At 67.3% G+C, this 24507-nt stretch carries 17 protein-coding genes; 6 read left to right on the forward strand and 11 right to left on the reverse strand.

Features of this window, described 5'->3' with window-relative positions; translation table 11 throughout:
- Nucleotides 1-97 precede the first annotated feature (97 nt).
- On the reverse strand, nucleotides 98-2965 hold the full coding sequence (locus IPF36_RS03575) for a valine--tRNA ligase (protein ID WP_133097412.1): 2868 nt from the start codon (nucleotides 2963-2965) through the stop codon (nucleotides 98-100).
- Between the two features lie 265 nt (nucleotides 2966-3230).
- Here IPF36_RS03575 and IPF36_RS03580 point away from each other — a divergent pair, with 265 nt between their 5' ends.
- On the forward strand, nucleotides 3231-5579 hold the full coding sequence (locus IPF36_RS03580; protein WP_195427335.1) for a UvrD-helicase domain-containing protein: 2349 nt from the start codon (nucleotides 3231-3233) through the stop codon (nucleotides 5577-5579).
- Between the two features lie 34 nt (nucleotides 5580-5613).
- Here IPF36_RS03580 and IPF36_RS03585 read toward each other — a convergent pair whose 3' ends face one another.
- The 3 genes from IPF36_RS03585 to IPF36_RS03595 form a co-directional block, all read right to left on the reverse strand.
- Nucleotides 5614-6906, reverse strand: coding sequence for an MFS transporter (locus tag IPF36_RS03585; RefSeq protein ID WP_135705649.1), 1293 nt, complete (start codon nucleotides 6904-6906; stop codon nucleotides 5614-5616).
- Nucleotides 6907-7136: 230 nt separating this feature from the next.
- The gene (locus IPF36_RS03590; protein WP_135705647.1) at nucleotides 7137-8666 is read right to left on the reverse strand and encodes an acyl--CoA ligase; all 1530 of its coding nucleotides are present in this window, start codon (nucleotides 8664-8666) and stop codon (nucleotides 7137-7139) included.
- The gene (locus IPF36_RS03595) at nucleotides 8663-10108 is read right to left on the reverse strand and encodes an aldehyde dehydrogenase family protein (protein WP_195427336.1); all 1446 of its coding nucleotides are present in this window, start codon (nucleotides 10106-10108) and stop codon (nucleotides 8663-8665) included. The genes IPF36_RS03590 and IPF36_RS03595 overlap by 4 nt, the downstream gene beginning before the upstream one ends.
- 178 nt (nucleotides 10109-10286) lie before the next feature.
- On the opposite strand from IPF36_RS03595, the gene IPF36_RS03600 reads away from it, so the two are divergent.
- Nucleotides 10287-11045, forward strand: a complete 759-nt coding sequence (locus tag IPF36_RS03600) for an IclR family transcriptional regulator (protein ID WP_195427337.1) — start codon at nucleotides 10287-10289, stop codon at nucleotides 11043-11045.
- A gap of 114 nt (nucleotides 11046-11159) precedes the next feature.
- On the opposite strand, the gene IPF36_RS03605 is transcribed toward IPF36_RS03600, so the two are convergent.
- The 4 genes from IPF36_RS03605 to IPF36_RS03620 form a co-directional block, all read right to left on the reverse strand.
- Complete coding sequence (locus tag IPF36_RS03605; RefSeq protein ID WP_133097418.1) at nucleotides 11160-11957, reverse strand: BPSS1780 family membrane protein; 798 nt, start codon at nucleotides 11955-11957, stop codon at nucleotides 11160-11162.
- 6 nt (nucleotides 11958-11963) lie between these two features.
- A complete protein-coding gene (locus IPF36_RS03610) occupies nucleotides 11964-12956 on the reverse strand; it encodes a homoserine kinase (RefSeq protein WP_133097419.1) in 993 nt (330 codons plus the stop codon).
- Nucleotides 12957-13098: 142 nt separating this feature from the next.
- Nucleotides 13099-13512 carry a hypothetical protein gene (locus IPF36_RS03615; protein WP_133097420.1) on the reverse strand — a complete coding sequence of 138 codons (414 nt, stop codon included), beginning with the start codon at nucleotides 13510-13512 and terminating at the stop codon, nucleotides 13099-13101.
- Between the two features lie 244 nt (nucleotides 13513-13756).
- The gene (locus tag IPF36_RS03620; RefSeq protein WP_232353319.1) at nucleotides 13757-14704 is read right to left on the reverse strand and encodes a TIGR00730 family Rossman fold protein; all 948 of its coding nucleotides are present in this window, start codon (nucleotides 14702-14704) and stop codon (nucleotides 13757-13759) included.
- Between the two features lie 4 nt (nucleotides 14705-14708).
- Between IPF36_RS03620 and polA the strand changes: the two genes are divergently transcribed.
- From polA to IPF36_RS03640, 4 genes are all read left to right on the forward strand, one after another.
- On the forward strand, nucleotides 14709-17531 hold the full coding sequence (gene polA, locus IPF36_RS03625) for a DNA polymerase I (protein ID WP_195427338.1): 2823 nt from the start codon (nucleotides 14709-14711) through the stop codon (nucleotides 17529-17531).
- A 161-nt stretch (nucleotides 17532-17692) separates the two neighbouring features.
- The gene (locus IPF36_RS03630) at nucleotides 17693-19018 is read left to right on the forward strand and encodes an NAD(P)/FAD-dependent oxidoreductase (protein ID WP_135705643.1); all 1326 of its coding nucleotides are present in this window, start codon (nucleotides 17693-17695) and stop codon (nucleotides 19016-19018) included.
- 109 nt (nucleotides 19019-19127) lie between these two features.
- Nucleotides 19128-20006: a dienelactone hydrolase family protein gene (locus tag IPF36_RS03635; protein ID WP_195427339.1), complete on the forward strand. Its 879-nt coding sequence runs from the start codon at nucleotides 19128-19130 to the stop codon at nucleotides 20004-20006.
- Nucleotides 20007-20199: 193 nt separating this feature from the next.
- Entirely contained in the window at nucleotides 20200-21012 is an 813-nt protein-coding gene (locus IPF36_RS03640; RefSeq protein WP_218959477.1) for a ZIP family metal transporter, read from the forward strand.
- 13 nt (nucleotides 21013-21025) lie between these two features.
- Here the strand turns inward: IPF36_RS03640 and IPF36_RS03645 are convergent, their stop codons facing one another.
- The 3 genes from IPF36_RS03645 to IPF36_RS03655 form a co-directional block, all read right to left on the reverse strand.
- Complete coding sequence (locus IPF36_RS03645) at nucleotides 21026-21883, reverse strand: sulfurtransferase (protein ID WP_135705641.1); 858 nt, start codon at nucleotides 21881-21883, stop codon at nucleotides 21026-21028.
- Nucleotides 21884-21926: 43 nt separating this feature from the next.
- Nucleotides 21927-22850 carry a DMT family transporter gene (locus IPF36_RS03650; protein ID WP_133093092.1) on the reverse strand — a complete coding sequence of 308 codons (924 nt, stop codon included), beginning with the start codon at nucleotides 22848-22850 and terminating at the stop codon, nucleotides 21927-21929.
- A gap of 169 nt (nucleotides 22851-23019) precedes the next feature.
- On the reverse strand, nucleotides 23020-24123 hold the full coding sequence (locus tag IPF36_RS03655) for an aromatic ring-hydroxylating dioxygenase subunit alpha (RefSeq protein WP_133093091.1): 1104 nt from the start codon (nucleotides 24121-24123) through the stop codon (nucleotides 23020-23022).
- Nucleotides 24124-24507: the final 384 nt, after the last annotated feature.

The following is a 24507-nucleotide window of genomic DNA, read 5'->3' on the forward strand; positions in this document are numbered from 1 at the left end:
TTCATAACCCTGCCAGCCATTACCGGCGCCGTCTGTCCGGTTCCGTCCGACGCCGCTGGACGGAAACCAGACTGGCAGGGGCGTCATCGGCTGCCGGTCAGGCCGGCAGCCGTTGCAGCTGACCCTGCAGCTTGGCCAGCGTTTGCTCGAAATCAGCGAGTCGTTGCGTCTCTTGCGCCACCACGGCGGGCGGCGCCTTGGCGACAAAGCTTTCATTGGAGAGCTTGCCGCGGCACTTGCCGATCTCTGCAGCGATGCGTTCGACCTCTTTCGACAGGCGCGCGCGCTCGGCGGCGACGTCGATTTCGATCTTCAGCAGCAGGTGGTTGCCGCCGGCAATGGCTACCGGCGCACCTGCGCCTTCGGCCTGCAGGGTGCTCTCGTCTTCGAAGACGCGCACCTCGGAAAGTTTCGCCAGCGCCTGAATATGTGCGCTGGCCGCCTTCAGGAATTCGCTGTCGCCTTCGGCATAGAGCGGGATGCGCTGCGCCGGCGAGATGCTCATTTCGCCACGCAGGTTGCGGCAGGCATCGACCACTTCCTTCAGGCGCGCCACCCATTGCTCGGCGTCCTCGTCGATCTTGGCGACAGCCGGCAGCGGGTAGGACTGCAGCGAGATGGTCTCGCTGCCGTCGCCCTTGGCGCGGCCGGCAAGCGGGGCCACCTTCTGCCACAGCTCTTCGGTGATGAAGGGAATGATGGGGTGCGCCAGGCGCAGCACGGTCTCGAGCACGCGCAGCAGCGTGCGGCGGGTGGCGCGCTGCTGGGCTTCGGTGCCGGTCTGGATCTGCACCTTGGCCAATTCCAGGTACCAGTCGCAGTACTCGTCCCAGACGAACTTGTAGATCGCGTTGGCGATATTGTCGAAGCGGTACTCGGCAAAGCCCTTCTCGACCTCGGCTTCCACGCGCTGCAGCAGCGACACGATCCAGCGGTCGGCCTGCGAGAAGTGCAGGTAGCCGTCCGGGCCGCAGTCATTGTTGCACGGGCCCATGCCGCAGTCATGGCCTTCGGTGTTCATCAGCACGAAGCGGGTCGCGTTCCACAGCTTGTTGCAGAAGTTGCGGTAGCCCTCGCAGCGGCCGGTGTCGAAATTGATGTTGCGGCCCAGCGTCGCCAGCGAGGCGAAGGTAAAGCGCAGCGCATCGGCGCCGAAGGCGGGAATGCCCTCGGGGAATTCCTTCTTCGTCTTCTTCTCGATCTTGGGCGCGTCCTTGGGGCGGCGCAGGCCGGTGGTGCGCTTCTTCAGCAGCGTGTCGAGGTCGATGCCGTCGATCAGGTCCACCGGGTCGAGCGTGTTGCCCTCGGACTTGCTCATCTTCTTGCCTTCCGAATCGCGCACCAGGCCGTGCACGTAGACGGTATGGAAGGGCACCTTGCCGACGAAGTGCTTGGTCATCATGACCATGCGCGCCACCCAGAAGAAGATGATGTCGTAGCCGGTGACCAGCACCGACGACGGCAGGAAGTGCTTCATCTCCGGGGTTTCCGCCGGCCAGCCCAGCGAGGAGAAGGGCACCAGCGCCGACGAGAACCAGGTGTCGAGCACGTCTTCCTCGCGGCGCAGCGCGCCGGTGCTGCCGGCGGCGCGGGCCTTGGCGAGCGCTTCCTCTTCGGTGCGGCCGACGAAGCAGTTGCCGGCATCGTCGTACCACGCCGGGATCTGGTGGCCCCACCACAGCTGGCGCGAAATGCACCAGTCCTGGATGTTGCCCAGCCACTGGTTGTAGGTGCTGATCCAGTTTTCCGGCACCAGCTTGATCTCGCCGCTCTGTACGGCTTCGAGCGCCACCTCGGCGATCGAGCGGCCCGGGTTGAAGGTGCCTTCCGGCGCCGGCTTGCTCATGGCGACGAACCACTGGTCGGTCAGCATCGGCTCGATCGCGCTGCCGGTGCGCTCGCTGCGCGGGGTCATCAGCTTGTGCTTCTTGACCTCTTCCAGCAGGCCTCGCTTGTCGAGGTCCTCGACGATAGCCTTGCGCGCGTCGAAGCGGTCCAGGCCGGCGTAGGCGGCCGGCGCGTCGGCAACGACCTTTGCTTCCAGCGTCAGGATCGACAGCTGCGGCAGGTTGTGGCGCTGGCCGACGGCATAGTCATTGAAGTCGTGGCCCGGGGTCACCTTGACCACGCCGGTGCCGAACTCGCGGTCGACGTATTCGTCGGCGATCACCGGAATCTGGCGGCCGGTCAGCGGCAGGTGCACCGATTTGCCGATCAGGTGCGCGTAGCGCTCGTCTTCCGGGTGGACCATCACGGCCACGTCGCCCAGCATGGTTTCCGGACGCGTGGTGGCCACGGTCAGGTGGGTCAGGCCGCGCTTGGCGTCAGCCTCGACCAGCGGATAGCGGATATGCCACAGCGAGCCTTCTTCCTCGACGCTGTCGACTTCCAGGTCCGACACGGCGGTGCCCAGCACCGGATCCCAGTTGACCAGGCGCTTGCCGCGGTAGATCAGGCCCTGCTCGTACAGGCGCACGAACGCTTCGGTCACCGCCTTCGACATCTCCGGCGACATGGTGAAGTACTCGCGGCTCCAGTCGATCGACGCACCCATGCGGCGCACCTGGCGGGTGATGGTCGAGCCCGACTCTTCCTTCCAGGCCCACACCTTCTCGGTGAACTTCTCGCGGCCGAGGTCATGGCGCGACACGCCCTCGCCCTCGAGCTGGCGTTCCACCACGATCTGGGTGGCAATGCCGGCGTGGTCGGTGCCCGGCACCCACAGCGTGTTGGCGCCCAGCATGCGCGCGTGGCGCGCCAGGCCGTCCATGATGGTCTGGTTGAAGGCATGGCCCATGTGCAGCGTGCCGGTCACATTCGGCGGCGGCAGTTGGATCGCGAAGTCCGGGCGGGCAGGGTCGAAGGTCGGCTTGGCGATGCCGCGGCTCTCCCACTCGGGGGCCCATTTCGCCTCGATGGCGGCGGGTTCGAAGCTCTTGGCAAGCGATTGGTCTTGGGCGGTCATGCTGGGATGTCGAGGTTGGCGTCTGGATGCGTCGCAGGGCTGTAGCGGGGTGCGGCGGCCTGCGCCTGGCGGCCTTGCGCCAGTGAAACCCCAAATTATACGGGGGCGGGCCGGTCGCTGCCTATTTTGCGGACAGCGGCCCCGGGCGGGAAAGGCTGGCTAAGGCAGGTGCGCGCCTGCATGCAGGGCAGTTTTCGCCGCTCGGATGTGACGGATCGGACAGGGCCGACCGGTATAATTGGCGCCATTCCACAAGGCCCCTCCGATGTCCGACCTGCTCGCCAACCTCAATGCCGAACAACTTGCCGCCGTCACACTGCCTGACGAGCCGGCGCTGATCCTGGCGGGCGCGGGCAGCGGCAAGACCCGCGTGCTGACCACGCGCATCGCCTGGCTGCTGCAGAACGGCCGGGTCTCGCCGGCGGGCATCCTGGCGGTGACCTTCACCAACAAGGCCTCGAAGGAAATGCAGACGCGGCTGCAGTCGATGCTGCCGATCAACACCCGCGGCATGTGGATCGGCACCTTCCACGGCCTGTGCAACCGCATGCTGCGCGCGCATTTCCGCGACGCCGGCTTGCCGCAGACCTTTGCCATCCTGGACAGCCAGGACCAGCTTTCGGCGCTCAAGCGGCTGCTTAAGTCGCTCAACGTCGACGACGAGAAGTACCCGGCCAAGAACCTGCAGTACTTCATCAACAACGCCAAGGAGCAGGGCCTGCGCCCGGCCGACGTCGAGGCCAACGACGACTTCAACAAGCGCTTCGTCGACCTCTACGCCGCCTACGACATGCAGTGCCAGCGCGAGGGCGTGGTCGACTTTGCCGAGCTGCTGCTGCGCTGCTACGAACTGCTGCGCTATAACGACGCGATCCGCCAGCACTACCAGCACCGCTTCCGCCATGTGCTGATCGACGAGTTCCAGGACACCAACGTGCTGCAGTACCAGTGGCTCAAGCTGCTGGCCGGCCACGGCACGCAGAACCCGGCCGCGGTCTTTGCCGTGGGCGACGACGACCAGAGCATCTACGCCTTCCGCGGTGCCAACGTCGGCAATATGCGCGACTTCGAGCATGAGTTCCGCGTGCGCCGGCTGATCAAGCTGGAGCAGAACTACCGCTCGCACGGGCATATCCTGGATTCTGCCAACCACCTGATCTCGCACAACGCGCGCCGCCTGGGCAAGAACCTGCGCACCGACGCCGGCCATGGCGAGCCGGTGCGCGTGTACCAGGCCGGCACCGACGGCCAGGAAGCGGGCTGGATCATCGAGGAAATCCGCGACCAGATCGCGCAGGGCGCCAGCCGCGCCGAGATTGCCATCCTGTACCGCAGCAACGCCCAGTCGCGCGTGATCGAACACGCGCTGTTCTCCGCCGGCATCCCGTACCGCGTCTATGGCGGCCTGCGCTTCTTCGAGCGCGCCGAAATCAAGCACGCGCTGGCGTATATGCAGCTGCTGGAAAATCCGCGCAACGATGCCGCCTTCGGCCGCGTGGTCAACTTCCCGGCGCGCGGCATCGGCGCGCGTTCGCTCGAGGTGCTGCAGGACATGGCGCGGCAGTACGATTGCGCGCTGTCCGAGGCCGTGGCCTACGTGCCCGGCGCGGCCGGCAGCAAGCTTGCCGCGTTCACGCGCCTGATCGACAAAATGCGCGACGACACCCGCCGCATGACGCTGGCCGAGACCGTCGAGTACATGATCAACACCAGCGGCCTGATTACCCACTACCAGGGCGAGAAGGAAGGCCAGGACCGCATCGAGAACTTGCAGGAACTGGTGACTGCCGCGCAGGCCTTCGTGGTGGAAGAGGGCTACGGGCTGGATGCGCTCGCTGCGGTGATTCCCGCGGATCGTGCGCCCGCCATGCCGGTGCTGGCCGACGGCGACCAGTCCCAGCAGGTGCTCGACCCCGAGGCGCTGCCGGTGGTGATGACACCGCTGGTCGCGTTCCTGACGCATGCCTCGCTGGAGGCCGGCGACAACCAGGCCCAGGCCGGCCAGGACGCGGTGCAGATGATGACGGTGCACGCGGCCAAGGGGCTGGAGTTCGATGTGGTCTTCATCACCGGGCTGGAAGAAGGGCTGTTCCCGCACGAGAACAGCATGATGGACCCCGACGGGCTGGAAGAAGAACGCCGCCTGATGTACGTGGCGATCACGCGCGCGCGCGAGCGCCTGTTCCTGTCGTTCGCGCAGAGCCGCGTGCTGCATGGCCAGACCAAGTACCACGTGCGCTCGCGCTTCTTCGAGGAACTGCCCGAGGAAGCGCTCAAGTGGCTGACGCCCGCGGTGCAGGGCTACGGCGGCGTACGCCGCCAGGAACGCGACAATGCCTGGGGCCGCGACTGGTTCCGCAAGCCGGAGGATGTTCCCTACACCGGCACGCGCCCGACCGGCGGCATGGACAAGGGCAACGGCTATGCCGACGCCAAGCGCGAGGCGGGCACCGGCTTGCGCGTGGGCCAGTCGGTGTTCCACAACAAGTTTGGCGAAGGCGTGATCACCGCGCTGGAGGGCGAAGGCAACGACGCCCGCGCCAATATCAAGTTCAAGCGCCACGGCGCCAAGTGGCTGGCGCTGTCGGTGGCGAAGCTGGACGCGATCGACTGAGCGGCGCCGGCCTTCCCGCCGCCGCTCACCGGGCTCAGGACAGGGCGTGCCGCACTTCGCCGGCCTTCGGGTCGGGAGTGTCCACGGTCAGCAACGGATTGATGAACAGCGACGCCACCGCGCCAACGCCCAGCAACGCCCCCGAGATCATGAACGGCAGGTCATAGCTGCCGGTCCGCTCGATCAGGTAGCCGAACACCACCGGCGACACCATGCCGGCCAGCCCGAAGCCGGTGTTCATCATGCCGCCGGCGGTGCCGGCGTACTTGCCGGCAATGTCCAGCGGCAGGCTCCACAGCACGGCATTGGTCAGCTCCAGGAAGAAGAACGACAGCGACAGCAGGATCACCGCGTTGACGGCATCGGCCGTGAAGGTCATCGGCGCGATGAACATCAGCGAGCCGGCCAGCCCGACGAACAGGATCGCGCCGCGCGCCAGGCGCAGGTTGCCGGTGCGCCGGTAGATGCGGTCCGACAGCACGCCGCCGAGGGTGTCGCCGACCACCCCCGCCATCAGCGGCAGCGCGGTGAACAGCGCCAGCTGCTTCAGGTCGAAGCCGCGCGCTTCCTTCAGGTACGACGGCAGCCAGGTCAGGTAGACCCACAGCGACCAGCCGTAGCAGAAGTCGACGAAGGTCACCAGCCACATGCGGCGGAACAGCCGGCGCCACGGCGTGGGTGCCTTGGCCGCCTGCTGCGAATCGCCGCGCCGGTAGCCGATCTCCTGCAGTTCTTCCGGCGTGACCCGCTTGTGCTTGTCGGGCGAGTCCTTGAACGTCAGCGCGTACAGCACGGTCCAGCCCAGGCTCACCGCACCCAGCACGACGAAGGCCTCGCGCCATCCCGCCGCGGCGACGATGGCCAGCACGATCGGCGGCGTGATCGCACCGCCCAGCCGCGCGAAGCTGTGCGTAATGCCTTGCGCGAAGCCGCGTTCGGCCACCGGCATCCAGTAGGTGAAAGCGCGCGTGGCGGTCGGAAACGCGCCGCCTTCGCCGATGCCCAGCACGAAGCGCAGCGCCACCAGCATCATCACGCTGCCGGCAAAGCCGGTCAGCACCGTGGCCACGCCCCAGATCAGCGACAGCACGATCAGCACCTTTTTGGGCCCGAACTTGTCGGACATCCAGCCGCCCAGGATCTGCATGGCGGCATAGGGATAGGCAAAGGCCGAGAACACCAGCCCCAGCTGCGAGGACGTCAGCCCCATCTCCTCGCGGATCAGCGGGGCGGCAACCGAGATGTTGACGCGGTCGATATAGGCGATGAAGTACATCAAACACATGACGCCGAGGATCATGTGCCGGGTCTTGATGCGTTGCTGCATAACCACCTCCTATGCGCGGCGGGCGCGCGTGGCGTTGACGGGGCGGCGGCCGGCGCGTGGTCCATTGCCATGCGCTTGCGGCTCGCCGGAGCGCGCCAGCGATAAGTCCTGGCTGCGCTGCCCCGTCCTTGAGCAAACAGCTGTGTGTCTCTGTGCGTGTCTCCGGATGTCGTGGTAGCGGGGTGAGCGGGCTCCTTGGCGAAAGTTGGGGGAAGGGATGGGGTGTCAGCTCATGCAGGGTCCAGCAGCTTCAGCCGCTGCACCTTGCCGGAGGGCCCGCGCGGCAATTCCGCGATGAAGCGGAATTCCCGGGGCGTCTTGTAGCGGCCCAGCTCGCGCAGGCAGTGCGCGCGCAGCGCCGCGTCGTCGCAGGCCACGGCTTCGCGCCTGACGATGAAGGCGACGATCTCCTGCCCGTAGGCCGGGTCGGGCACGCCCACCGCCGCCGCTTCCAGCACGCCCGGATGGCGCAGCAGCGCTTCGTCGATCTCGCGCGGGGCGATGTTCTCGCCGCCCTTGATGATCAGTTCCTTGGCGCGGCCGGTGATGTAGAAGTAGCCCTCCGCATCGCGGTAGCCGAGGTCGCCGGTGCGCAGCCAACCGTCGGGCGTGAAGGCTTCGCGCGTGACCTCGGGCGCCTTGTAGTAGCCCGCCATCACGCTCTCGCCTTGCAGCACGATCTCGCCGATCTCGCCGTCGGGCAGCGGTCGCCCGTCGTGCCCCAGCACGCGAGCCTGCGTGCCGGAGGGCCGGCCGATGCTGCCGATGCGCCGCTGCTGCGGATCGAGCGGATTGCTGAACGCCGGCGCCGCGGTCTCGGTCATGCCCATGGTCTCGATCACGCCGATGCCGAAGCGCTGCTCGAACGCGCGGTGGTGCTCCGGCGGCAACGCGGCGGAAGCGGAGCGGCAGAAGCGCACGCCGGCCGGCGCACGGCCATCGGGATCGTTGAGCAGGTAGGCGATGATGGTCGGAACCACGTTGAGCCAGGTGCAGCCGTGGCGGGCAATGTCGTGCCAGAACGCACTGGCCGAGAAGCGCATCGGCATCACCACTGAGCCGCCATGTGCCAGCGGCGCGATCGCGGTCACCACCAGCCCATTGATGTGATACAGCGGCAGCGTGGCCAGCACGCGATCGCCCGCGCCGAGCGCATGCTCGCGGCTGACGCTGGCGCCGTTGGCGGCGAGGTTGCGGTGGGTCAGCAACACGCCCTTGGGTGTGCCCGTGGTGCCGGACGTGTACATCAGCAGCGCCGGGTGATGCGGCTGCGGTGGCGGAAGCGGAGCGGCACCGGGCTGCACTACCGGCAGCGCGGGCAGGGCGGTGTCGTCGGGCGCGGTGACCACCACTGGCACTTCCACGCCGGCTTCGGCCAGCGCCGTGCGGATCGCGGCTTCGCCTTCGGAGGAAGTGAAGACCAGCCGCGTGTCCGCGTGCCCGAGGATGTAGCGCAGCTGCGCGGGCTGGCACAGCAGGTTGATCGGATTGGCCACCAGCCCGCAGGCCATGGTGCCGAGCAGCAGCCGCGCGGTCTGCTCGCCGTTGGGCAGGTACACCGACACCGTCTGGCCGCTGCCGAGGCCGGCCTCGGCGTAGCGGCGGCCGAGCGCATCCGCGTCGGCGGCCAGGTCGCCGAAGCTGAGCGCGCGGCCGCTGTCGGGAGACAGCAGGTAGGCCTTGTCGGAAGCTTGCGCGGCACGGGCGGCCAGCAGCGTGGCCACGGTGTCGAGCACTTCGGGGCGGATGCGCGCGTTCATTGGCCGACCCTCGCGAAGTAGTCGCCCAGCAGCTCGCGCTCGTCGGGCACGCATTCGGCGATCGGTTCGGCGATGCGGGTGATGTTGAGGTATTGCCGCCAGCCGAGGTTGTCCGAAAAGTTGTTGCCGCCCCAGGTGCCGCAGCCCATCGACAGCGAGAACGGCAGGCCGTTGTCGAAATTGCCGCCGGTGGCGAAACAGTGCGCCTGGTTCACGATCACGCGCGCCACCGGCAGTTCCTGCCCGAGTTGCAGCGCCTGCCGCGGATCGGCCGTATGCAGCCCGACCGAGTGGCCCGCGCCCATGTAGTCGTAGAGGCTCGCCACGCGCGCCACGGCGGCGTTGTAATCGGCGGCGCGATAGAGCGTGAGCACCGGCGAGAGCTTTTCGCCGGAGAAGGGATAGTCGCTGCCGACGCCGGTCTCAGGCACCAGCAGCATGGTCGGCTGCAGCGCACGCACGCGCGCCAGGCCCGCCAGCTCGGCAATGCGCGGCGCGCTCTGGCCGGTCATGTCGCCGGCGAGCTTGCCGTGCCGCCACATCAGCGCCTGCAGCCGCGCCTTTTCCTCGGCGCTGAGCAGCACGCCGCCGACGGCGGCAAGCGCTTCGAGCATGGGCTGGTAGACCGCGTCGAGGATCACCAGGCTGTTCTCCGACGAGCAGCTGGTGGCGTTGTCGAAGGTCTTGGAGCGGACGATCTTTGCGGCCGCATCGCCCAACGCCGCGCTGGCATCGACGATGGCGGCCACGTTGCCCGCGCCGACGCCGAACGCCGGCGTGCCGCAGGTGTAGGCCATGCGCACGTTCGCCTGCGAGCCGGTGGCCACCACCAGGTCGGCCTGGCGCATCAGTTCGGCGGTCGAGGCCTTCGACACCGGCGCGGGCAGCATCTGCACCAGGTCGGCGGGCAGGCCGGCGCGCGCGAACTCGGCGTGGATGAACGACAGCAGCAGCTCGCATGTGCCCTGTCCCTTGGGAGAGGGCGCGACCACCACGCTGTTGCCGCACTTGAGCGCGTTGATAATCTTGTTGGCCGGCGTTGCCCCGGGGTTGGTCGACGGCGTGATCGCGGCGACCACGCCGACCGGCCGCGCGATCTCGGTGATGCCGGTGGCGGCGTCACGCGCGATCACGCCGACGGTCTTGCGTCCGTGCAGGTCGCGCAGCAGGCCCAGCGTCTTGCGATGGTTCTTGCGGATCTTGTCGTCGACGTTGCCAAGGCCGGTGTCGGCCACGGCCCGCTCGGCCAGTTGGCGGTTGCGCGCGGGCTCCATGATGGCCCACGCGGCGGCGGCCGCGGCGGTGTCGACGATGGCCTGGCCGGCACGCGCGAACGCGCGCTGCGCCTGCCGGGCGCGCGCCACGATCGCATCGACCTGGTCTTCCGGCACGGGCACATCGGTGGAATGGGACTGCTGGCGCTGCAGTATCTGCACACTCATGGATCGGCTCCGGGGTTGGGTCAGGTAGGTCCGCCGCGGCGGCCCCGAGTCGAATCTAGTGAACCCAAACCGGCATGCCGTCCCAATTTGTGCGCTTTCGCGAGCACGGCTGCGGGTTGCATCCGGTAGTGCAGATTTCGGGACGCCAACGCGTCCCGGAATCCGCTAAATTGCATCCATGAGTAATCACTCGAACGCCGCCGCGGTGCGCGCCTTCCGCATCCTGGAGATCCTGTCCGCCGCCGACGGGCCCATGCCGCTGTGCGCCATCGTTGAGGAAATCGGACTGCCCAAGCAGACCGTGCACCGCATCCTCAAGCAGCTGGAAAGCACCTGGCTGGTGTCGCGCACGGCGGGCAGCCCCGGCTATGAATGTTCGTCACGCGTGCGCCAGCTCGCGGTCAATGTGCTGATGCAGGCGGGGCCGGCCGCGGCGCGGCACGCGATCCTGCAGCAACTGGTCGACAAGGTCGGCGAGACCTGCAACCTGACCATGCTGTCGGGCGACGACGTGGTTTATCTGGACCGGGTCGAAACGCAATGGCCGCTGCGCATGCACCTGCAGCCGGGCTCGCGTGTGCCGCTGCATTGCACCGCCAGCGGGAAGCTGCTGCTGGCCTTTCTGCCGAGCGCGCAGCGCGAACGCCTGGTGGCCAACCTGCCGCTGCGCGCGCATTCGGCGCGTACCATCACCGACGCCGCGGCACTGCACGCGGAGCTGGCCGAGACGCGGCGGCGGCGCCTGGGCATCAACAACCAGGAAAACCTAGAGGGGATGATTGCGGTGGCGGTGCCGGTGATGCGCAACCGCAGCCGCGCCTGCGCGGCGATCGCGGTGCAGGCGCCGCTGGCGCGGATGACGATGGACCGGCTGATGGGATTCGTGCCCGACCTGCGCATGGCGGCGGACGCGATGGTGAAGACGTTTGGGGAGTAGACCGCGCTGCGGTGGTTTGCTCCCCTCTCACGCTTGCGGGAGAGGGAGAACACCTTGCTCAGGCTTGCTCGGGCTGCTTGGGAGCACCCAAAACCGCTCGCTCTTGCTTGGGTTTCAAACCGCCGGCGCCGTCGGCTCGACGCCCGGCGGCGTCACGTTGAAGCAACCGCGGTACGTCGCATAGAACGAGCAATACAAGATCGCCAGCATCAGCAGCGAATACGGCGTCACCAGGAACGACAGCACCGTCTCCGCCCCGAACGCGCTGAATACCGCCTCCAGGATAAACGGGATCGCCACCAGCAGCATCGCGAACAGCACGATATAGGTGAAGAACGCCCCGCGATTGCGCCAGCACGCGGTCCAGCTGAAGAACAGCGCCTTGACCGGTGGTACCCCGTGCCAGGCCGCCAGCAGCGGCGCGAACCAGAACATCATCGCGATCGGCGTGTACAGCAGCGCGCCGATCATCATTGCGTAGTAGAGCTGCCGCACCGCTTCGGCCGAGGGCGCTTCTTCCTTCAGCACGATCGGCACCAGCGCGCTCATGTCGACCACCGCGCCGGCGATCAGCCCCAGCATGAACACCAGCCCGGCGTAGATGCCGCCCAGAACCAGCAGGTTGCGCGTGGCTTCCTTGCCGTTGGCGCGAAAGCCCGCCAGCAGCACGGTGGGCAGCACGCGCTTGTTCTGGATCACGTCGCGGCACGCGGTCATTACGCCGACCGACAGGCCCGGCGTGACCACCAGCAGCGCGATGATGCCGATCAGCGGCACCACGATGGCCAGCTGCGCGGCGATCAGGTAGACGAACAGCAGCATCAGGAAAGTCAGCGGATTCTTGCGGAACAGCCAGATACCCTGGCGGAACCAGACGTAGCCTTCCTTGGCAGGAACTTCCAGTAGTTGCATGACGGATCAGATCCAGGGGAGCGGGCGCGCGGGACTGGTGTCCAGGCGCCGGCGCAGGATGCGTTCGAAATGAGTGGGATCGTGCGGCTGCAGCATGTCGGCCTCGCGCGGCAGGTAGAAGTCCCACAGCCGCGACACCCAGAAGCGCAGCGCGCCCGCGCGCAGCATGTCCTGCCAGTGCGCGGCCTCGGTGTCGCTCAGCGGCCTGACCGCATGATAAGCGCGCAGCATTGCCTGCGCCCGCGCGTGGTCGAGTTCGCCGCTGGCCAGGTCGATGCACCAGTCGTTGACGGTGACCGCCAGGTCGAACAGCCACTTGTCGTTGCCGGCGAAATAGAAGTCGAAGAAGCCGCCCAGACGGTGGCGTCCGCTGCCGTCTTCCTCGAACAGCACGTTGTCGCGGAACAGGTCGCAATGGCACGGGCCTTCGCCCAGGCTGGCGTAGTCGGCGCTGGCGAAGAACGCCGCCTGGTGCGCGATTTCCTGTTGCAGCAGGGTACGCTGGCCGGCGTCGAGGAAAGGCAGGATCTCGGGCTCGGTCTGCTGCCACCAGGCCAGGCTGCGCAGGTTGGGCTGGCGGCGCGGGTAGTCCTGGCCGGCCAGGTGCATGCGCGCCAGCATGTCGCCGACTTCGGCGCAGTGCTGCGCGTCCGGCGCCAGCTGCGAGGCGCCGGGCAGGCGCGTGACGATGGTGGCGGGCTTGCCCTTGAGCGGGCGCAGGATCTCGCCGTCGCGCGCCGGGATCGGCGCCGGCACGCGGATGCCGCGCTCGGCCAGGTGCGCCATCAGGTGCAGGTAATAGGGCAGCTGCGCGAACGACAGGCGCTCGAAGATGGTCAGCACGTACTGGCGTGCCTGGCCATCCTGCTCCATGGTAAGGAAGAAATTGCTGTTCTCGATGCCCGAGGCGATGCCGCGCAGTTCGCGCACTTCGCCAAGGTCGAAATCAAGCAGCCAGCTGGCGATCTCGTCCTGCGAGACCGTGGTGAATACGGCCATACTCGTTGTGTGAAGCGAATCGGAAAGCGGCGGCAAAACCAGGGCCGCCGCCGCGGCATGACTGCCGGAGGGCCGGCGCGGCCCGCTTACGCCGGGCCGTGGGTCAGCGTCCCGCCGCCGCTGCGGCAGGGCGCTTGCGTGGTCAGAATTTCAGGTTGACCGATGGTACGCGGTTGACATCGTGCTCGCGGATGCGCGGCGAGCTGTCTTCCGGCTTGCTCATCTCGTACTTGGTGCCGAAGCCGGACTTGACCTGGATATCGGTGGCGCGGCCCTTGTCGCGGTACTCGCGCACCTGCGTGCCGTCGCGCTCGTTGAGCTGGAAGCTCGGCTGGCGCGGCTGGTTCAGCTGCGTCTTGGCTGCCGGCGCGATCGGCTGGTTGTTGATCTGGTTCAGTTCCTGCTGCGACAGTGCGCTGCTTTCCTGGTTGCCCTGGGCCAGCACGGGCGCCGCCAGCGCAAATGTGGCGGCAGCCGCGGCCAGCAGGCGCAGGCCCGCGGGCAGGGGGTCGTCGGACCGGGCAGAACGGCACGACCGGGTGGAACGGGAGGTCATCAGGGGCTCCTGTGCGGCGTCGCGGCGCCCCAAGGGCAATAAGGGGCGGCGGGCGACGCCGCGGCATGCGGCGGTTGGCTGCAACCCGGCGGCGCCGGGCTTGGCAGAACGGACAGGTTCCATTCTAGCAATTCTGCCGTGCCCGGAGGCCGGGCCGTGCCCCGCGGCGCACCCGCGCAACGGCAGGAGTGCCTGACGCGTGGCTTGCGGCGCAAGCCGGCCGGGCCCAGGCCCGGCGGCGCGCTTACAGGTAGAACATCTCTTCCTTGGGCGGGATCGGCTTGTCGCCGCCACGGCGCTCGTAGTAGTCGTAGACCGCTTCGAGTACTTCATGCGGCTCGTCGACGATCTTCATCAGGTCGAGGTCGTGCTCGGCGATCAGGCCCATCGGCAGCAGCGTGAAGCGGAACCAGTCGAGCAGGCCCTTCCAGAAGCGGCTGCCGAACATGACCACCGGCACCGAGCGCGACTTGCCGGTCTGCACCAGCGTCAGCACCTCGGCCAGCTCGTCCAGCGTGCCGAAGCCGCCCGGCATCACGATAAAGGCGTCGGAGTTCTTGACGAAGGTGACCTTGCGCGTGAAGAAGTGGCGGAAGCGCATGGCAATGTCCTGGTACGGATTGCCCTGCTGCTCGTGCGGCAGTTCGATGTTCAGGCCCACGCTGGCAGACTTGCCGGCGTGCGCGCCCTTGTTGGCCGCTTCCATGATGCCGGGGCCGCCGCCCGAGATGACGGCGAAGCCGGCATCGGAGAACAGCCGCGCGATCTCGATGGTGCGCTGGTAGTAGGGCGAATCCTCGCGCAGGCGCGCGCTGCCGTAGATCGACACGGCCGGGCGGATCTCCGAGAGGTACTCGGTCGCCTCGATGAACTCTGCCATAATCGTGAACATTTGCCACGATGCGCGCGCCTTCTTCGCGGTCGCGCGGTCTTCGTCGGCCAGCGCACGCAGGCTGGGGATCATCTTGCGCGGATTGGCACGCGCCGCGGCGGCGGCGGCTTTTTCTGCGGCCACTTCAGGCGGATGGCCAGCGGCGGCGGCATCGGCCGCGGCGGCTACGGCTGCGGCGTGTTCGGACGCTGCCTCCGGCGGGGGTTGTACGGTATCGCCGGAGATATCGGATACATCCGGATCAGCAAGGGGGGCGGTCGAAGCACCGCCCGCAGCGGCACCAGTCAATTTTGAGTCCATGGGAATGTCGGATAGTCCAAAAACACTCTTGCTCGTCGACGGATCGAGCTATCTGTATCGCGCTTATCACGCTCTGCCGGACCTGAGGAATGGAGAGGGCCTGCCCACAGGGGCAATCTACGGCATGATCAACATGCTGCGCAAGCTGCGCAACGATTACCCGGCAGAGTATAGCGCCTGCGTGTTCGACGCAAAGGGCAAGACCTTCCGCGACGACATGTATCCGGCCTACAAGGAACACCGCCCGTCCATGCCGGAAGACCTGGCCCGCCAGATCGAGCCGATCCACGAGGCCGTGCGCGCGCTGGGCTGGCCGATCGTGGTGGTCGACGGCGTCGAGGCCGACGACGTGATCGGCACGCTGTCGCGCCAGGCCACCGAGCAGGGCGTGCGTACGGTTGTATCCACCGGCGACAAGGACCTGGCGCAGCTGGTCAACGACCAGGTCACGCTGGTCAACACCATGAGCGGCGAAGTGCTCGATCCCCCGGGCGTGGCGGCCAAGTTCGGCGTGCCGCCGGAGCGCATCATCGACTACCTGTCGCTGATCGGCGATGCGGTCGACAACGTCCCCGGCGTGCCCAAGGTCGGCCCCAAGACCGCGGTCAAATGGCTGTCCGAGCATGGCTCGCTCGACGGCGTGATGGCCGCCGCGCCGGGCATGAAGGGCGTGGTCGGCGAAAACCTGCGCAATACGCTCGACTGGCTGCCAATGGCGCGCAAGCTGGTCACGGTCAAGACCGACTGCGACCTGAGCAAGGCGGTGGCGGATTTCCACGCGCTGCGCGAGACCGGCGAGGACAAGGACAAGCTGGTCGAATTCTTCCAGCGCTACGGTTTCAAGACCTGGCTGCGCGAAGCCACGGGAGAACGCTTACCTGACGCGCGCGCGCAGGCCCGCGCCCGCGCGGCCGCGGCGCCGGCGCCGGCGCAGGGCGGCCTGTTCGATGCGCCGGCGGCGGCCACCGGCAATGTGGTCCAGGCAACGGAAGAGAGCGCGCCCACCGAGATCCGCCACGAGACGGTCACCACGCAGGGCATGCTGGAAGACTGGATGCGGCGCATCGAGGCCGCGCCGCTGGTGGCGATCGATACCGAGACCGATTCGCTCGATCCCATGCAGGCGCAGCTGGTGGGCATCTCGTTGTCGGCGACGCCGGGCGAAGCCTGCTACATCCCCGTGGCGCACCGCGGCCCGGACGTGGCCGGCCTGCCCGAGCACGGGCAGCTCTCGCGTGAATTCGTGCTGGAGCGCATGCGCGCCTGGCTCGAGGACGCCAGCCGCCCCAAGCTCGGCCAGAACCTGAAATACGACATCCACGTCTTCGCCAACCACGGCGTGACGCTGCGCGGCGTGGCGCACGACACCATGCTGCAGAGCTACGTGCTGGCCTCGCACCGCAACCACGGCATGGACAGCCTGGCCGAGCGGCTGCTCAACCTGAAGACCATCACCTACGAAGAGGTGTGTGGCAAGGGCGCCGGCCAGATCGGCTTCGACCAGATCGACCTGGCGCGCGCCACCGAGTACGCCGCCGAAGACGCCGACGTGACGCTGCGCCTGCATCGCAAGATGTTTCCGCAGGTGGAAGCGGCCGCAGGGTTGCGCCGCGTGTATGAAGAGATCGAGATGCCGGTCTCGGTGGTGCTGCAGAAGATCGAGCGCAACGGCGTGCTGATCGACGCCGAACGCCTGGCCGCGCAGAGCGCCGAGCTGGGCCAGCGCATGCTGGCGCTGGAGCAGTCCGCGTACGAGGCCGCGGGCCAGCCGTTCAACCTGGGCTCGCCCAAGCAGATCGGCGAGATCCTGTTCAACCAGATGAAGCTGCCGGTGGTGAAGAAGACCGCCAGCGGCGCGCCGTCGACCGACGAAGAGGTGCTGCAGAAGCTGGCCGAGGACTACCCCCTGCCCAAGCTGCTGCTCGACTACCGCGGCCTGGCCAAGCTCAAGTCCACCTACACCGACAAGCTGCCCAGGATGGTCAATGCGCGCACCGGCCGCGTGCACACCAGCTACGGGCAGGCCACCGCGGTGACGGGCCGGCTGGCATCGACCGAGCCCAACCTGCAGAACATCCCGGTGCGCACCGAGGAAGGCCGCCGCATCCGCGAAGCCTTTATCGCCGAGCCGGGCAGCGTGATCGTGTCGGCCGACTATTCGCAGATCGAGCTGCGCATCATGGCCCATATCTCCGGCGACGAGAACCTGCTGCGCGCCTTCGCTAACGGCGAGGACATCCATCGTGCCACCGCCGCCGAGATCTTCGGCGTGGAGCGCGACGCGGTCGGCAGCGAGCAGCGCCGCTATGCCAAGGTCATCAACTTTGGCCTGATCTATGGCATGAGCGCGTTCGGGCTGGCCAGCAACCTGGGCATCGAACGCGACGCGGCCAAGCACTATATCGACCGCTACTTCATGCGCTACCCCGGCGTGGCGCACTACATGGAAGAAACCCGGCAGACCGCGCGCGAGCAGGGCTATGTCGAGACCGTGTTCGGCCGCCGGCTGTGGCTGCCCGATATCAACGGCGGCAGTGGCCCGCGCCGCCAGGCCGCCGAGCGCGCCGCCATCAATGCGCCGATGCAGGGCACGGCCGCCGACCTGATCAAGCTGTCGATGATCGCGGTACAGGGCTGGCTGGAGCGCGACGGGCTGCAGACGCGCCAGATCATGCAGGTGCACGATGAACTGGTGCTGGAAGTGCCCGAGCATGAGCTGGAACTGGTGAAGGCGCGCCTGCCAGAGCTGATGTGCACGGTGGCGCAGTTGCGCGTGCCGCTGGTGGCCGAGGTGGGCAGCGGCGCCAACTGGGAAGAAGCGCACTGAAAGCGCAATGAAGTTGAGCTGACAACCCTCCCCCGCGTTTGCATGGCGGTATCGATTGAAGCGACTGCTGAGTCGTGTTATGCGGCTTGCCATGCATGCTGCAATGCAGCAGACTGTGGCCATGCCTCAGGCACGGATTTCACAATACGCACGGGTAGACCATGACAGAAGCAAAGGCGCACCGCATCGTTGTCGTCGGCGGCGGGGCAGGAGGGCTGGAACTGGTAACCAGGCTCGGCGACAAGCTTGGCAGGAAGGGAACGGCGCAGGTGGTCCTGGTGGACCGCTTGCCTACCCACATCTGGAAACCGCTGCTGCATGAAGTTGCCGCCGGCAGCATGGATCCCAACACGCACCAGCTCGAATACGCGGCGCAGGCGCGCTGGCACCATTTCGAGTTCCAGCAGGGCGAGCTGACCGGCATCGACCGCGCGCGCAAGACCATCGCCGTATCTGCCTGCAATGACCAGGACGGCGCCGAGCTGCTGCCCGCGCGCGAGTTGCCGTATGACACGCTGGTGCTGGCGATCGGCTGCGTCACGCATTTCTTCGGCGTGCCGGGCGCCGCCGAGAACGCCATCGCGCTCGATACCGTGGCGCAGGCCGAACGCTTCCGCAAGCGCCTGATCGCCGCCTGCGTGCGTGCGCAGAACGGGCGCGGGCGCATCGGCGAGGACGGCCGTCCGCGCGTTGACGTGGCCATCATCGGGGCCGGCGCCACCGGCGTCGAACTGTCGGCGGAGCTGCGCAACACCGCGCACGTGCTCAGCGCCTATGGCCTGCACCGCCTCGACCCGCGCCGCGACGTGCGCATCCACGTGGTCGAGGCCGGCCCGCGCATCCTGCCGGCGCTGTCGGAGCGCGTCTCGGCCGAGACCGCCAAGCTGCTGAAGAAGCTCGATGTCGATGTCTTTACCAGCGAGCGCGTGACCGAGGTCACGCCGCAGGCCGTGCTGACCGCCAGCGGCAAGACCATCGATGCCGACCTGACGGTGTGGGCCGCGGGCATTACCGCGCCGCAGGTGCTGGCCACGCTGGGCCTGCCGACCAGCCGCCAGGGGCAGATCGTGGTCGGCCCGACGCTGCAGAGCGAGGGCGATCCCGACATCTTTGCCTTCGGCGACTGCGCCAGCTGCCCGTGGCCGGAGAAGCAGACCTCGGTGCCGCCGCGCGCGCAGGCGGCGCACCAGCAGGCGACCTTCCTCTACCAGGCGCTGTGCGCGCGGCTCGAAGGCAAGCCGCTGCCGTCGTTCGCTTTCAAGGATTTTGGCTCGCTGGTGTCGCTGGGGCACTTCAGCGCGGTGGGCAGCCTGATGGGCGGGCTGATCGGCGGCTCGATGTTTATCGAAGGACTGATGGCGCGCGTCATGTACACCTCGCTGTACCGGATGCACGTGATGGCGCTGCACGGCGCGGTCGGCATGGCGCTGGACACCGTGTCGCACTGGCTGCGCAGCAAGACCAGCCCGCGGGTGAAGCTGCACTGAGGCAGCACTGGGAACATCGTGCAGGCATGAGCACGAAGCGTCATGTCTGCTTAGAATCGGTGGCTGGCGATTTTTGGCGCGCCAGCCACCCATGTTCCTGGAGACACGCATGCTCAAACCCGAAGTGGAAAGCCTCGTCCCCGGCCAGACCTTCGACCGCCGCGGCTTCGTCAAGATCGCGCTCGGTTCCGCCTTTGCCGCGGCTGCCTTGCCGGTGATGGCCCAGCAAGCCATCAAGACCGATTTCGCCGGCCTGACCGCGGGCGAGGTCACGATCCCGTCCGGCGGCTTCAGCATGCCCGCCTACCGGGCCCAGCCGGAAGGCAAGAAAAACCTGCCGGTGGTGCTGGTCGTCAGCGAGATCTTCGGCGTGCACGAATACGTCGCCGATATCTGCCGGCGCTTCGCCAAGCTCGGCTACCTGGCGATCGCGCCCGAACTGTTCGCGCGCCAGGGCGACCCGCAGAGCTTCGGTTCCATCCAGGAACTTCAGCGCGAGGTGATCGCCAAGGTCTCGGACGTCCAGGTCATGGGCGACCTCGACGCCGCGGTGGCCTGGTCGGGCGCCAATGGCGGCGACGTGTCGCGACTCGGCATCACCGGCTTTTGCTGGGGCGGCCGCATCACCTGGCTGTTCGCGGCGCACAGCCGGCAACTGAAGGCCGCCGTGGCCTGGTACGGCCAGCTGTCGCCCGAGCCGACGCCGCTGAAGCCGAAGAACCCGATCGACCTTGTCGGGCAGCTGCATGCGCCGGTGCTCGGACTCTACGGCGGCAAGGACACCGGCATCCCGCTGGAGCATGTGGAGAAGATGAAGGCGGCGCTGGCGGCGTCGGCCGACCGGGCCGCCAAAGGCTCGCGCTTCGTGGTCTATCCCGAGTCCGGCCATGCTTTCCATGCCGACTACCGGCCCAGTTACCGCGAAGCGGACGCCAGGGACGGCTGGCAGAAGGCGCTGGCCTGGTTCAAGCAGCACGGCGTAGCGTGATCCGTTCGGGGTGACTCGGTCGAGAGCAGGATTGCAAAGTCCCGGCGGATACGTACAATGCGGCCTTTGAGTTATTGCAACATTGTTGCGTTAGCCGCCCGGCGCAATGCGGGCGGAACGGCGGAGCTGCTTGCTGGATGGCTGAAAGGCCGCCAGCGTCGCCACCTGGGAGCCCATCATCCATTCGACGCTTTTGTATATCCTGCTCGCCGCCACGATCTCGGGCGTGGGCAGCATCTTCGGGGCGGCGCTGCTGTCGCTGACGGTGGCGTCCCGCGTGGTCGAGCGCATGGTGAGCTTCTCGGTGGGCGTACTGCTTGCCACGGCGCTGCTGCATTCGCTGCCGGAGGCGTTCGAGTCCGGCGCCGACCCGCGCGCGCTGTTCGGCACGCTGCTGGCGGGGCTGCTGGGCTTCTTCCTGCTGGAGAAGATCTCGCTGCTGCGCCACTCGCACCACCACGAGGGCGACGGGCACCACCACCATCACGGCCATGACCGCGAAGAGGCGGGGCGCAGCGGCCTGACCATCCTGGTGGGCGATACCTTCCACAACTTTGCCGACGGCATCGTGATCGCGGCGGCCTTCCTGGCAGACCCGCATATCGGCGTGGTCACCGCGCTGGCCATTGCCGCGCACGAAATCCCGCAGGAAGTGGGCGACTTCATCGTGCTGCTCAACGCGGGGTTCTCCAAGGCGCGCGCCTTCGCCTTCAACCTGCTGTCGAGCGTGGCGGCCATCGCCGGCGGCCTGGTCGGGTACTTCCTGCTCGACGAGATGAGCGGCTGGATCCCCTACGTGCTGGTGATCGCCGCCAGCAGCTTCCTCTATATCGCCGTCAGCGACCTGATGCCGCAGATGCAGCGCAAGCCGCGCTGGCGCGAGTCGGCGATCCAGGTAGTGCTGGTGGCGGCGGGGATTTCGGCGATCGTCTTTATCACCAACGGCGTGCACGAGCGGCACGGCCACGCGCACGGCAGCGCCGCGCCGGTGGCCACTTCGCACTGAGCTGCCGCTCGCGTCAGGCGGCGCCGGTCGCCACCGGGCGCGCCGGATCAGCGCACCATTCGCTCCACGAGCCCGGGTAGAGCGCCGCGCCGCCCAGGCCGGCTGCTTCCAGCGCCAGCAGGTTGTGGCAGGCCGTCACGCCGGAGCCGCACTGCATCACCGCCTGAGCGGGCGCGCGCTGGCCCAGCACCGCGCCAAACTCGGCGCGCAGCGTTTCCGGGGACTTGAAGCGACCTTGGGCGTCGAGGTTGTCCTTGAAGAAGCGGTTGACCGCCCCGGGGATACGGCCGCCGACCGGATCCAGCGTTTCGTTCTCGCCGCGGAAGCGGTCGGGCGCGCGTGCGTCGACCACCAGCAGCGCGGCGCGGCCGAGGTTGTCGAGCAGGTCGGCGGCGTCCACCGTCGGCACCAGCGACTCGCGGCGCGAAATCTTGCCGGGAAACTCCGGCTCCGGGGTGGCCTCATGCTCCAGCGGCATGCCTGCCTTGATCCAGGCATCCTTGCCGCCATCCAGCACCGCGACCTCGTCATGGCCGATCCAGCGCAGCAGCCACCACAGCCGCGCGGCGAACATGCCGCCCTGCGCGTCGTAAGCCACTACCGGGGTGTCGTCTTCCACGCCCAGCGCCTGCAGCCGCGCGACGAAGTCGTCGGCATCGGGCAGGGGGTGCCGGCCGTTGCTGCCGGTCTTGCGGCCCGACAGTTCGTTGTCCAGGTGCAGGTAGAACGCGCCCGGCAGGTGGCCGACGTGGTACGCCTCGCGCCCGGCGGCGGGGTTGGCCAGGTCGAAGCTGCAGTCGATCACGACGCAGCGGCCGTTGCCGGCCAGCAGCGCCTGCAGTGCGGTGACGGAAATCAGCGGTTTCTGCATGGGAATCCTGTAGCGAGCGAAGGGAACGAAAGCTTAACGGATGCTACACCTCGGGATGCACTTCCGCCTCGGGCGACTTGACCGGCGTGGCCGGTGTCGGCTTGGCGTCGGTGCCCTGGCGCGCGCGCATCAGCGTGGTGGCAATGCCGCTGGCAATGATCAGCCCCATGCCCAGCCACGACAGCCAGTTGAGCTTGTCGGACCAGATCAGCATGCCCCACACACTGGAAAAGACGATGCCGGCATATTGCAGGTTGGCGGTCAGAAGGGTGTTGCCGCGCTTGTAGGCGCGCGTCATCGCGGTCTGGCCCAGCGTCGCCAGGATGCCGATGGCCAGCAGCAGGCCAACGCCATACCAGGTATGCGGGCTGACGCCGGAAATCAGCATCCAGGCCAGGCCGGCGATCATGCCGACCAGCGAGAAATAGAACACGATGCGGCCCTCGGGCTCGCCCAGCTGGCCGAGTTGGCGTACCTCGACGTAGGCCAGCGCGGTGAAGACCCCGGAGATCAGGCCGACCAGGCCGCCGGTGAGCTGGTCCTTGCCGACCGAGGGCTGCAGCAGGCAGATCACGCCGGCGAAGGACAGCAGGATCGCCAGCACCAGGCGCCGGTCGGCATTGCCGGCGGTGCCGGCCAGGGCGGCGCTGGCGCCGAGGATCAGCGCGATCCACACCGGCGACATGTAGTTCAGCGTCATCGCCGTCGCCAGCGGCAGCAGCGTGATCGAGGTGAACCACAGCATCAGCGCGGTCACGCCGAACACGCTGCGCTTGATATGCGACAGCATGTAGGGCGTGCGCACCGGCACGCCGCGCGACGACAGCAGCACCCACATGATGACCACGCTGATCAGCCCGCGGTAGAACACGATCTCGCCGGTGGTGTAAAGGTCGGATGCCAGCTTGACGCCCACCCCCATCAACGAGAACGAGAAGGCGGCGAACAGCATCCAGAGCGATTGCATGGCGGGGGCGGAGCGTGGAGTGGCGTGGTGTTGCGGGGGACTTGCGAAAGGCGCGGGCGGCGACGCCGCCGGCATTGCGGAGCAATGATTCTATCAGCGCACATCGCGCCCTAAAGCAAAACGGACCGCCGTGGCGGTCCGTGATGGCGCAAGCCGTGCGGTTATCGCACTAGCCCTGGTATGACATGGCGCGGCGATACCACTCGTGGAAGTGCTGCATGCCGTCTTCCATCGGGGACTGGTACGGCCCGACCTCGCTGGTGCCGCGCTTCAGCAGCGCCAGCCGGCCGGCATCCATGCGCTCGGCGATCTCGTCGTCCTCGACGCAGGTTTCCATATAGGCGGCGCGCTCGGCCTCGACAAACTCGCGCTCGAACAGCGCGATTTCCTCGGGATAGTAGAACTCCACCACATTGCGGGTCTTGCGCGGGCCCAGCGGGTGCAGCGTCGAGATCACCAGCACGTTCGGGTACCACTCCACCATGATGTTGGGGTAGTAGGTCAGCCAGATCGCGCCGTGCTTGGGCAGCACGCCGTTGTTGAAGCGCAGCACCGCGTCGTGCCATTTCTGGTACGTCGGGCTGCCGGGGCGCTTCAGGCCCGCGTGCAGGCCCACGGTCTGCACGCTGTGCCATTCGCCGAACTCCCACTTCAGGTCGTCGCACGAGACAAAGCTGCCGAGCCCCGGATGGAACGGCACGACGTGGTAATCCTCCAGGTAGACCTCGATAAAGGTCTTCCAGTTGTAGTCACAGTCATGCACTTCGACGTGGTCGAGCATGTAGCCGTCGAAGTTCAGGTCCTGCGCCACGCCCAGCCTGGCCAGGTCGGCGCGCACGTCGCGCTTGCCGTCGAACAGCAGGCCGTTCCAGTTCTGCAGCGGCGAGCGCTTCAGGTGCAGGCATGGCTGCTGGTCGAAATGCGGCGCGCCGAGCAGTTCGCCCTTGAGGTCGTAGGTCCAGCGGTGCAGGGGGCAGACGATGTTCTGCTTGTTGCCGCGGCCATTGAGCATGATGGCCTGGCGGTGGCGGCACACGTTGGACATCAGTTCCACGCCGGCGGCATTGCGCACCAGCATGCGGCCCTCGTCCTCGGCCTTGAGCGTGTGGTAGTCGCCGACCTCGGGAACCATCAGTTCGTGGCCGACGTAGCCGGGACCTTGCCTGAACAGCAGTTCCAGTTCTTGTTGGTGCAGCGTTTCGTCGAAGTAGACGCCGACGGGCAGTTGCGTATCAGCCGGCGCCAGCTTAAGCGCGGTGCTGAGATTGGACATTATCCCCACTCCCAGATGAACAGGTGAAAGCAGTGAACAACCCAACCATCGAAAATTGAATCGATTTGGGAAAGACAGCCGCGGGTTGGCGAGGATGCGTCAGACCCTCGCGGCGAACGGGGGATTGTACCCGAGCCAAAAAGTTAAGGGACTGATTTTTTTGCCTTTTTAGCGAAAAAGTCGACCCGGGTCGTCATCGGGGTGCCGTACCGGCCGCATTCGGAAAGACGACCCAAGCGCACAAGTCACATATGCCCCGGCTGCACTCCGTCGGCACGCGGTTGGCGTCCACTCCAGCATGCTCAAGGATGGGGCAAGCGCCGGCTTTGGCGTAAAATCCGGGCTTCATCATCCGGGTTTTGCCCCCGGCGCCATATTCTCAGG

The sequence above is a fragment of the Cupriavidus sp. IK-TO18 genome, assembly GCF_015549295.1.
Taxonomy (GTDB): domain Bacteria; phylum Pseudomonadota; class Gammaproteobacteria; order Burkholderiales; family Burkholderiaceae; genus Cupriavidus; species Cupriavidus oxalaticus_A.

What these genes read in the sequence shown, in the direction of transcription:
- IPF36_RS03620 (WP_232353319.1), bottom strand. Translation starts at nt 14,704, where the DNA reads ATGGACTCAAAATTGACTGGTGCCGCTGCGGGCGGTGCTTCGACCGCC.
- IPF36_RS03595 (WP_195427336.1), bottom strand. Translation starts at nt 10,108, where the DNA reads ATGAGTGTGCAGATACTGCAGCGCCAGCAGTCCCATTCCACCGATGTG.
- IPF36_RS03575 (WP_133097412.1), bottom strand. Translation starts at nt 2,965, where the DNA reads ATGACCGCCCAAGACCAATCGCTTGCCAAGAGCTTCGAACCCGCCGCC.
- IPF36_RS03585 (WP_135705649.1), bottom strand. Translation starts at nt 6,906, where the DNA reads ATGCAGCAACGCATCAAGACCCGGCACATGATCCTCGGCGTCATGTGT.
- IPF36_RS03630 (WP_135705643.1), top strand. Translation starts at nt 17,693, where the DNA reads ATGACAGAAGCAAAGGCGCACCGCATCGTTGTCGTCGGCGGCGGGGCA.
- polA (WP_195427338.1), top strand. Translation starts at nt 14,709, where the DNA reads ATGTCGGATAGTCCAAAAACACTCTTGCTCGTCGACGGATCGAGCTAT.
- IPF36_RS03615 (WP_133097420.1), bottom strand. Translation starts at nt 13,512, where the DNA reads ATGACCTCCCGTTCCACCCGGTCGTGCCGTTCTGCCCGGTCCGACGAC.
- IPF36_RS03600 (WP_195427337.1), top strand. Translation starts at nt 10,287, where the DNA reads ATGAGTAATCACTCGAACGCCGCCGCGGTGCGCGCCTTCCGCATCCTG.
- IPF36_RS03655 (WP_133093091.1), bottom strand. Translation starts at nt 24,123, where the DNA reads ATGTCCAATCTCAGCACCGCGCTTAAGCTGGCGCCGGCTGATACGCAA.
- IPF36_RS03650 (WP_133093092.1), bottom strand. Translation starts at nt 22,850, where the DNA reads ATGCAATCGCTCTGGATGCTGTTCGCCGCCTTCTCGTTCTCGTTGATG.
- IPF36_RS03610 (WP_133097419.1), bottom strand. Translation starts at nt 12,956, where the DNA reads ATGGCCGTATTCACCACGGTCTCGCAGGACGAGATCGCCAGCTGGCTG.
- IPF36_RS03635 (WP_195427339.1), top strand. Translation starts at nt 19,128, where the DNA reads ATGCTCAAACCCGAAGTGGAAAGCCTCGTCCCCGGCCAGACCTTCGAC.
- IPF36_RS03645 (WP_135705641.1), bottom strand. Translation starts at nt 21,883, where the DNA reads ATGCAGAAACCGCTGATTTCCGTCACCGCACTGCAGGCGCTGCTGGCC.
- IPF36_RS03605 (WP_133097418.1), bottom strand. Translation starts at nt 11,957, where the DNA reads ATGCAACTACTGGAAGTTCCTGCCAAGGAAGGCTACGTCTGGTTCCGC.
- IPF36_RS03580 (WP_195427335.1), top strand. Translation starts at nt 3,231, where the DNA reads ATGTCCGACCTGCTCGCCAACCTCAATGCCGAACAACTTGCCGCCGTC.
- IPF36_RS03590 (WP_135705647.1), bottom strand. Translation starts at nt 8,666, where the DNA reads ATGAACGCGCGCATCCGCCCCGAAGTGCTCGACACCGTGGCCACGCTG.